The following is a 9,420-nucleotide window of genomic DNA, read 5'->3' as shown; positions in this document are numbered from 1 at the left end:
GGCTCGCGGCGGCGAAGTATCGGGCCGCTCAAGGAAGCCGGATATACGTCCGCAATTGCGAAACTCGAACCCGACCAGATCAGGCGTTGCAATCAGGCGGGGTCCATATACGTCCACACATGACACCTCCTCTTACTCTCCCAGAGAAAGGATGTGGCACCCATGCGGTGGCAGTCGAAGTCGTTCTCCCGGTTCCGCATCAGTGATCATGACGCGGCCTTCCGGTTGCGACGTGAAATCGACCGGATCCGAGGACGTGTTGAGCAGAAACAGCAAGCGCGTGTCCTTCTTTACCCGAAGAACGGCTTCGCAGCCTTCCGGTAGTTCCGGCACGATTGGCGAGATCCCTGATTGCGTAAAAACCTCGGATTCGACCGCTTCCATGAGATCTTCGGTCAAATAGGTTCCGACGTAGTAGACCTGCCCCTGTTCGACGTTGCGTTTGGAGATCGCGGTTTTGCCCATCAGAAACCCGCTGCTCCAGACGCCGACAGCATCCGTGTCTTCCACGCCTTCAAGGGTTTCGTAAAGATGTGCGGCCGTGTATTCCCGCCCACCGAACCTAAAGTGATACCGCCGCCGAGCGGATTCCGCCGGGCCCGATCCGGGCGCGGCCATGTAGCGTTCTCCACCGGGGGCAACATCCAGACCGTCGTCGCCGGGTGGAGTCAATCGACCGAACTCCTCGACGGTAATACCGGACAGGTTCGCGAGGCCGTGCCCTGGCGCGGCGGTGGCAATGACACGATTGTTGCTGTCACGTGATCCTGTTCGTGCACCCAGGATCAATGTACCGCCCTTCCGAACCCACGCGTCCACAGCGGCCGTCCATTCGCTATTCCAGATTGGCCAGTTCGGCACGAATAGCAGCTTGAGCGAGGCAAGGTCGTCTTCCGGATGGATAAAGCCGGCGGCCATGCCGCGGCGGTGGCAGTGGCGATGAAACACCAGCGCCGCTTCCTGAAGGCTTGGCAGGCCCATGTTGCAGGCGGCATGCGCCTCCTGGTTGTCGAAATCGCTGCCGGCGATCCCCACGTTCATATGGACGTGCGTCCCAAGGATCTTGCTTTCGAGCGCCTTGACCTCCGACGCAAATGCAGCCGCCTCATGGTAACGTCTGCGTGGCACATCGTCGTGATCCAGCAGGCCACCCCAATAGATCTCCGCGCCCGAATGGGCCGGACGCCAGCGAAAGAACAGGATTCCATCCGCGCCATGTGCGATCGAACTGTAAGCCATACGGCGCATTTCTCCCGGCTCTGGCGTAAGGGTAGAGAATAGCGGCTGGGACCCGGGCCCACTCATTTGCTCAGGGACAAGGAAGTTTCCGGCATTGCCGCGCACGATATCCAGAAAGAACGCCTGCGCGTGCCCGGCGCTACCGCTACGCAATCGTTCATCCTGCAGCAGTGGGTAGACATCGTAACCGAGAAAATCGAGGTCACGGGCAAATCCCCCTCGAAGGTCAAGGTCGTTCATCCTTCCAACGTTGTGATAGATAAACCATTCGGAATTCGCTTCACGAAGGATATCCACTTGCTCGCGCTGGAAGCGTTCCGTCGCCCATGCAAGAAACCGGTGATAGTCAAGAACATGACCCGGTCCACAGGATACCGGAGCCATGTCGAAGGGAAGCACAACCTCCTCGAAGCTTTGATAGCCCGTAGACCAGACATCCCCGCCCCAGGCGAAATTCAACGCCGAAATCTCGCCATAGCGTGTGGCGAGAAACTTGCGAAATTCTTCCGCGGCGCTATCGGAGTAGGATGTCGAGACGCTGTGGTTCAGTTCGTTGTCCGTTTGCCACCCGATAATGTGGCCGCAACCCGCGTAGTGCCCGGCCATCGCGCGGGTAATCCGGCGGGAGTGGTCGCGAAACACGGGATTCGTCGTGTCCGCGTGTTGGCGGGAACCATGGCTGGTCGGGCGCCCGTTCACGTCCACCCTAAGGACCTCTGGATAGGCAAGAGTCAGCCATCGGGGCGGGGTTGCGGTGGGGGTGCACAGAATCGTTTTGATATCGTTCTGCGCAAAGACCTCGATCGCCCGGTCAAAAAAGGAGAAATCGAAAACGCCTTCCTGCGGTTCGAGCCTGTTCCACGCGAATTCTGCAAGCCGGACCACGTTGAAACCGGCCTCTGCCATCCGTTCCGCGTCGCGTTGGAGAAAGCTGGGGGCCACCTGCTCGGGGTAATGCGCCGCGCCCAGGAGAAAGGTCCGGGTTTCGATCGGCCTCCAGACCGATAGGGGCCGCGGTTCCGTGGGCCGTGGCATGCTATTCGATCCTCTTTCCGCTGTCCGGATCGAAGAAATGAGCCTGGTCAGCCAGAACTTTCAGGCCCATGTTCTGCCCCTCTTCCAAGGGCAAACGTTCGTGGAACAACGCCGTGAACCCGTCGCCGTCCAGATCAAGGTTGACATGAAGATCCGCACCGGTCGGTTCCACCTGCCGAACCATGGCCGGTGTTCCGGTTTCGGAAACGCCAATATCCTCGGGCCGGATGCCCAGTATCACCTTTCGATCTGCTTCTGGCGAAACCGGAGCGCCGAACGCGATCTGGGTGCCCCGGTTCGAGACAAAGGACTGTCGGTCGCCACCGATCCGGCCCTCCAGCATGTTCATCGCCGGGGACCCGATGAAACTTCCGACGAAAATATTGGCCGGCCTGTCATAGAGGTCGAGCGGAGACCCGATCTGTTCGACATAGCCGTCGCGCATGACGACAATCGTGTCGGCCATCGTCATCGCCTCGATCTGATCGTGGGTCACGTAGACGATTGTCGTCCCGAGTTTCTTGTGCAACTCGCGGATTTCCGAGCGCATCTGCACGCGGAGCTTTGCATCGAGGTTCGATAGCGGTTCGTCGAAGAGAAAGACCTTCGGGTCGCGGACAATGGCCCGGCCCATCGCGACGCGCTGCCGCTGCCCCCCCGAAAGTTGCCGGGGATAGCGGCCCAGAAGGTTGGTCAGACCCAGGATCTCGGCCGACGCGCGGACCTTGTCCTTGCGCTCGGACAGGTTGACGTCGCGCATTCTCAGAGAGAAACCCATGTTCTCCTCCACGGTCATGTGCGGGTAGAGCGCGTAGGACTGAAAGACCATGGCGATATCGCGATCCTTGGGGTGGAGATGGCTCACTTCCCTGTCACCGATCAGAATTTCACCCTGGGTAATGTCTTCCAGACCGGCGATCAGCCGCAGCAGGGTCGACTTGCCACAACCGGACGGTCCGACGAGCACGACGAATTCGCCATCCGCGATCTGGATGTCGACTCCATGCAAAACTTCCAACCCACCGAAGGACTTGGTCGCGTGTTGAATGGTCAAGGATGCCATGACATTCCATTCCTGTTCGTTTCGTTGCCAATCGGTGCGCCGGTTCGCATTACCCCTTCACGGCCCCCGCAGTCAGACCGCGAACAAGGTGCCGTTGCAGGGCGAGCATCACGAGAACGATTGGCAACATGATCCCGATCGCCCCGGCCGCCGAAAGCGACCAGGCCGTGATATCCTCACCGCCGAACGAGGCGATCGCGACCGGCAACGTCTTGGTGTTCGTGCCGGTGAGCACCAGCGCAAAGAGAAACTCGTTGTAGGAAAGTAGAAGGCTGAACAGTGCGGCCACCGTCATTCCCGGACGAGCGAGGGGCAGGATAACGATGCGAAACGCTTGCCAGCTCGAGCAGCCGTCAATCGCCGCCGCCTCGTCCAGGTCCCGTGGAATCTCGAGGAAGAAGCCATGCATGAGCCATATGGTGAAGGGCTGGTTGATCGCCACCAGTGCAAGGATCAGCAACAAGTAGGAATCGATCAGGTCAAGGAACGTGCCCATCACGAAGAACGGAATTGCCAGCAACATGTGCGGGAACATCCGGATCGTGAAAAGCGCGCTCAGAATTGGTCCGGCATTGCGACGCGGTATCCGCGAGAGCGCATAGGCCGCGAGGCTGCCCGCAGGAATCGAGATGCACACCGTTCCGGCGGAGATTATCAGGCTGTTCTTGAGATAGCGGACAAAGTCGTTCTCGAACCAGACCTCCCAGTGGTACTTGAGAGTCGGCTCGAAGATGATCGTCGGCGGAATAGTGAACGCGTCCTTCGGATCTTTCAGCGAGGTCAGGACTGCCCAGATCAGCGGCATCAGGTTCACGAACGTAAACGCGCAGAGCGCGATAAAGACCAGGTAGGTCTCGCGCCGCCGCTTCCTCTGGATGCTCGCGACGCTCATTGATCGCCTCCCCTGTAAATGGAGTTGAGTACGCGGTTGATCGTCAACAGCAAGCTGGCAACGACAATGAGCGTTATGACCCCGAGCGCAGAGGCCTTGCCGACCTCCAGCATCCGGAAGCCAAGTTGATAGGTATAGATCGTAATGGTTTCCGTCGCCGTGCCCGGCCCGCCGCCTGTCAGCACGTAGATGATGTCAAAGAAGCGGAAGACATCCATCAGTCGAACCGAAATGGTGAAGATGATGGCGGGGATCAGCGCCGGCACGATGATATGCCGAAGAACGCGCCAGTTGTTGGCGCCATCAATCTGGGCCGCCTCGACAACCGACGTGTCGAGCCCCTGCAGGGCCGCGTAGAGCACCATCATGACGAGCGGGGTGAACACCCAGGCGTCCGCGAGAATGACGCTGATCTTGGCCCAGATCGGGTCTCCGAGCCAGTCGGGGGGCACGATATCAAAGGTAAGCAATGTCGCGTCGATGAAACCCCAATTCGAAGCAAGCATCCATTTCAGGAACAGAGCCGCGACAACCGGCGTCACAATATGCGGCAGAAACAGCAGGACAGAAAAGACCTTTGCGCTTTGATGCAGCCGGTATAGCGCCAGGGCGAGTGCAAAGCCGACGATGAATTCGAGCGCGACCGACCCGAAGGCAATCAGGATCGTGGTCCACATGGAATTCCACAGCCGGCCTTCCGTCAGAAGGTCGGCATAGTTCCCAAGCCCGACGAAGCTGCGTACATCCGAACCGAGGTAATAGTCGAAAAAGCTCAGGTAGATGGCGTAACCAAGCGGCCACAACAGAACGACCGCCAGCAGCCCGAAACTCGGCAGGAAAAACAGCCACAGTCCACGTTGCCAGCGAACCATTGCTCGGTTCCCCTTTTTTGCGAAGAACGAGTTGAGATGTCCGCAGCTCTTACGGAGCTGCGGACCAAGGGAGACTCAGTTTTCGTAGTAGCCGCGGGAGGCAAGCAACTCCTCAGTCTCCTGTGCCGCTTGATCCAGGGCCGCCTGGACCTCTGCCTCGCCGGTCACAGCCCGCAGAATATGGCGGGTCACGATCTCGCCAACGTCCAAGAAGTCAGGCATTGCGGGAAATGCGGCGCCGGTTTCCAACGCTTTCCGGGCCGCTGGATACCAGCGGTACTGCTTCGCCAAGTCTGCGTTTTCCAGAATCGATAGCCGAGGCGGCATTGAGAACTTCGCCCCCTCAAGCATGCTCTCCTTGCTCGCTGCTTCCGCAAGCATTTTGAACACTTCTTCCCTGTCTGCAGAAGAGAACTTCGAGATTGCATAGCCGTCGTTGGCGATTCGCGCTCCACCGCCCGGCGGCGCGACCCAGTCGATCAGGTCGACAACGCGCGATTGTTCGGGATTGTCCATTGCGGCAGCCCGCGTGAACCATTGAAGGCCCATTGTCGCGAGGCCTTGTTGCAGGTTGATCGTCGACTCGTCGTTGGCATGCGAGGTGAACCCGCGCGGTGCATATTGCGACATCTCCTTCAACGCGGTGATCGCCTTGACGCCCGCCTCATTGTTGAAGATTGGCCGCCAGTTTTCGTCAAACCAGCCATCGCCAATCGCATTCATGTACCAGTGCGCTTCGTTGAGTGCTGCGTCTACTGGCTTCAGCGACATGATCGTACCGGCCCGACGCGGAGAGTTCATTTCCGCTGCGGCAGCCATGTAGTCGTCCATTGTTGCCGGCGGGTTTATCCCCGCCTCTTCCAGCAGGTCCTTGCGGTAGAAGAAAAGCTCCGTGTTGGTCAGAATGGGCATCGAATAGATGTGCCCGTCATAGCTTACGGCCTCGATGACCGATGGCGGGAAATCGTCGAGGTCGTACTCGTCCTTGTATTTTTCCCAGAGATCGTCGAGCGGTTCCAGCCATCCGTTGGCCGCAAACCGCCGAAAAGAGGCGTCGTTTAGGTAGACCACATCGATGGCATCGGATTGCGATGACATGGTGATCGAAGCCAATTCGAGTTCCTTGTCGATGGGCATCAACTCGGCCGTGACCCGGCCCTCGGGCAATGCCTTGATCATCTGGTTCGTGTAGTATTCGAGCGCAGGCTGGCGGTGGCTGATCACCCGAATGGCATCCTGAGCCACCGCGGTCGTCGCCATGGCCCCCAGAAGAACCGCCGGTGCGAACCCGGCGAGGATTGTCGTCGCTTTCAGTCTGATGGTCATCTTATCCTCCCTAAGATTAACTGTTGTGTTGGCCCTCGATCCACTGATTTCAGAGTTCGTTATTCCTGGCTCAGATTTATCCGGATCACGTTGTACGAGAGCGGATTCAGGCGTGCGCGAAGCCGCCCCTCGTCGATTGCCGCATCATGGCCTTTCACCGGTGCAATCCGGTCGGGAGCCGTTGCGGAATTGGTCGCCCGCAACTCGTGTCCCTCCATGACGCGATGCAAGGCGATCTCACCGGGAGTGAAGCCGGCAAGGTCCATGTCCAGATCGGCCGCTTCGCTCAGGTGCCGGTTGAGGACAAAGACCGTCAGCATTGCCGCGGCTGGATCGTGGGTGACCGCAACATCCAGATACGAAACATCCTCGGCGACGCGGCAATCGTAGGTCGGTCCATCGACATGGACCGCCATTGCCTCGCCACGCCCGTACAGGCTGGCCATCTGGTAGGGCCAGTAGATGGTCTGCCGCCATGCCGGTCCACCCCGTTCCGCCCGGATCGGCGCAATCACGTTCACCAGTTGCGCGATACAGGCGATTTTCACACGATCCGAGCGCCGGATGAACTCGTTCAGCAGGCCTCCGACGAAAAGCGCATCCTCGAAGTTATAGTCTTCCTCGAGCAATGCGGGGGCCTCCGGCCAGTCCCACTTTCGAATTTTTTCTTTTTCCTCGGCGCGCTTATGGTACCAGACGTTCCATTCATCGAAACAGATATAGACGTCGTTCTTCGCCCGTTTGCGGGCTTTCACATGATCGATTGTGCCAGCAATCGCTTGAATGTAACGGCCGGTCTGCTCGATCTTGCCAAAGAAGTTCAGCGTGTCGCGGCTTCGGTTACCAAAGTACTTGTGCAGCGAGATGTAGTCGACATTCTCGTAGCACTCTTCGAGTACGGTGTGCTCCCAGTCCGGATAGGTCTCCATTTCGTCGTTGGAAGATCCGCAGACAATTGTCTCGATCCCCGGGTCCAGCGTCTTGAGGGCCTTTGACGTTTCGTCCGCGATCCGGCCATAGTCCCTGGCTTTCCGGTGGCCTATCTGCCAGGACCCGTCCATCTCGTTGCCGAGACACCACATCTTTACGCCGTAGGGCCGCTCGACGCCGTGCGACCGGCGCAGGTCGGACCAGGCCGTGCCGCCCGGGTAATTAACATATTCCAGGAACTCCCGGGCATCCTGAAGAGATCCGGTGCCGAGATTTACAGCCAGCATCATCTCGATCCCGGCCAGATCCGCCCAAGCTGCGAATTCGTTGGTGCCGATCCTGTTGGTTTCCGTGGACCGCCAGGCCAGATCCAGCCGGATTGGCCGTTCGTGCACTGGCCCAATTCCATCTTTCCAATCGTAGGCCGAGACGAAATTTCCGCCCGGGTAGCGAATGGCCGGGATATTCAGGTCGCGAACGAAGGCGAGAACGTCCTGACGGAATCCATGCGCATCGGCGGCGGGATGGCCGGGCTCGAATATCCCGGAGTAGATTGCCCGCCCCATGTGTTCGATGAACGCGGAGTAAAGGCGATCGTCTATTCTTGATACCCTGAAGTCCCGATGAACGGTGCACCGAACTTTCATGGCCTCCCCTCCATAAAAACCCACTTTTAGGATATATACCGATTTACATAATACTGACCTGATGATCGTCTCCGGTCAACAGAACTGTTCGGGTCTCGATGGATCTTTACGGCAAGTGTCTGATCAAGCGCTCTTCCTGAGGCGCAAAAGGATGTCCTGGTCGTAGTTCCCGAAGCCGCGTCCGAATATGTTCACTCCTCCGGGATGCCTCGCGTCGGCCTTGACTTCTATCCGAAGCCGAATCGACCCGTGCCCGGAGAGATCGAGATCGTCCACTATTACATCGGAGATCTTCACGCCGTCGACGAAGGTTCCAGTCTTGGTCACTGACCACGTTTTGAGCATACCGTATTGTGACCCTTTGAGTTTCCACCAATTCGGAGTGAAAACGCCACGTTTGTCGCCGAAATCTCCCGGAGAGGTCCATAGGCCGAGCTCGACGCCGTTCAGCGAGACCGTGACATCCGAGGGCCAATCGGGCGAAGTTCCGGGAACTTCCGAGCTCAGTTCTACCGATATCTCGATCGCGTCTACGGAACTCCCTGATACTTTTGCATTATTCGGGAACTGATATTCGACATACCCGCTGGTGAACCACAGCAGGGCAGCCTTCATCCGTTCGGGATCGAGGAAGGTCGACGGCACGTCCAGCAGCCCGATGATGCCCTCGGGGGAGCACATCCCGCATGGTCCGGTCACGCTGTAATCAGAAAAGAGGCCGAGCGGCATCGAGACGTCGATGCTGTCTCCCTCGACCGTCTGAGTGTCGCCGATGAACGAGACGATGAGTTCGTCGAAGACGGCGCGGCAGATCTTCTGGGTTCCCTTACGTGCCTTGCGCGCCTCAGTCACGACCAGCCCAGTTTCTTCAAGAACCCGGACGTTCGTAGATACGGAAGATTGTGGAAGTTCAAGGCGCTCGGAGATGACATTTACATTTGTCGGGCCATTCTCGTGCAAGAATTTCAGGATGCCGATGCGGGTTTCCGAGGCCATGCCTTTAACGATCGCAAAGTCGCGAACAGGGTCCAGTATCTTGAATTTTCCACTCACCGTCGGCGCCGTTTGATTTGGTTATGTATCAGAAGAACAAATACACACAAAGACTCTGTTGCGCAATTCAGGTGGCGGCCAAGCTTCCCCTTTCCCCGGACAGACTTATCCCATGGCTTCTGTGACAGGTATTCCAAGCTCGGTGAAGCCATTCATGACGGCAACACGAACTTGAAGTTCGGCGACCTGACGGTCGGGGTCCAGGGCCATGAGGCGTTGTCCGAGAAGCGGGAGATGGGTGGTGTCATTTGTGGACGACCCCGGTTTTGCAAGGGATTTCTTGTGTGACTTTGGTCGAAGCAAGCTGCAGTCATTTGTCCGGCCTTTATGCGCGGCACCATTGACCGCTGGCCTTGATGAAGT

At 58.3% G+C, this 9,420-nt stretch carries 8 protein-coding genes and 1 pseudogene; 1 reads left to right on the top strand and 8 read right to left on the bottom strand.

The genetic code is table 11. The annotated features are described in order from the left end of the window. Nucleotides 1–132 precede the first annotated feature (132 nt). The 6 genes from EU800_RS25260 to EU800_RS25235 form a co-directional block, all read right to left on the bottom strand. Nucleotides 133–2,274, bottom strand: a complete 2,142-nt coding sequence (locus tag EU800_RS25260; protein WP_129636240.1) for a beta-galactosidase — start codon at nucleotides 2,272–2,274, stop codon at nucleotides 133–135. A 1-nt stretch (nucleotide 2,275) separates the two neighbouring features. Then, nucleotides 2,276–3,337: an ABC transporter ATP-binding protein gene (locus EU800_RS25255; protein ID WP_129636239.1), complete on the bottom strand. Its 1,062-nt coding sequence runs from the start codon at nucleotides 3,335–3,337 to the stop codon at nucleotides 2,276–2,278. Between the two features lie 49 nt (nucleotides 3,338–3,386). Next, the gene (locus tag EU800_RS25250) at nucleotides 3,387–4,229 is read right to left on the bottom strand and encodes a carbohydrate ABC transporter permease (RefSeq protein WP_129636238.1); all 843 of its coding nucleotides are present in this window, start codon (nucleotides 4,227–4,229) and stop codon (nucleotides 3,387–3,389) included. Beyond that, nucleotides 4,226–5,101: a carbohydrate ABC transporter permease gene (locus EU800_RS25245; protein WP_129636237.1), complete on the bottom strand. Its 876-nt coding sequence runs from the start codon at nucleotides 5,099–5,101 to the stop codon at nucleotides 4,226–4,228. Before EU800_RS25245 ends, EU800_RS25250 begins: the two co-directional genes overlap by 4 nt. Before the next feature lie 75 nt (nucleotides 5,102–5,176). Continuing rightward, on the bottom strand, nucleotides 5,177–6,427 hold the full coding sequence (locus EU800_RS25240; protein WP_129636236.1) for an extracellular solute-binding protein: 1,251 nt from the start codon (nucleotides 6,425–6,427) through the stop codon (nucleotides 5,177–5,179). A gap of 59 nt (nucleotides 6,428–6,486) precedes the next feature. Next, nucleotides 6,487–7,488, bottom strand: a complete 1,002-nt coding sequence (locus tag EU800_RS25235) for an alpha-L-arabinofuranosidase C-terminal domain-containing protein (protein WP_242500829.1) — start codon at nucleotides 7,486–7,488, stop codon at nucleotides 6,487–6,489. Here EU800_RS25235 and EU800_RS27760 point away from each other — a divergent pair. After that, nucleotides 7,462–7,965: a hypothetical protein gene (locus tag EU800_RS27760; protein ID WP_242500828.1), complete on the top strand. Its 504-nt coding sequence runs from the start codon at nucleotides 7,462–7,464 to the stop codon at nucleotides 7,963–7,965. The two genes, EU800_RS25235 and EU800_RS27760, sit on opposite strands and share 27 nt — an antisense overlap. Nucleotides 7,966–8,127: 162 nt before the next feature. On the opposite strand, the gene EU800_RS25230 is transcribed toward EU800_RS27760, so the two are convergent. Both EU800_RS25230 and EU800_RS27755 read right to left on the bottom strand, forming a co-directional pair. Next, nucleotides 8,128–9,057: a transcriptional regulator gene (locus EU800_RS25230; protein ID WP_129636234.1), complete on the bottom strand. Its 930-nt coding sequence runs from the start codon at nucleotides 9,055–9,057 to the stop codon at nucleotides 8,128–8,130. A gap of 105 nt (nucleotides 9,058–9,162) precedes the next feature. Next, nucleotides 9,163–9,420 (bottom strand): annotated as a pseudogene (locus tag EU800_RS27755) (hypothetical protein); the annotation flags it as partial.

It is taken from the genome of Tropicimonas sp. IMCC6043, assembly GCF_004146235.1.
Classification (GTDB): Bacteria; Pseudomonadota; Alphaproteobacteria; order Rhodobacterales; family Rhodobacteraceae; genus Tropicimonas.
This window is presented reverse-complemented; position numbering and strand designations above follow the sequence as displayed.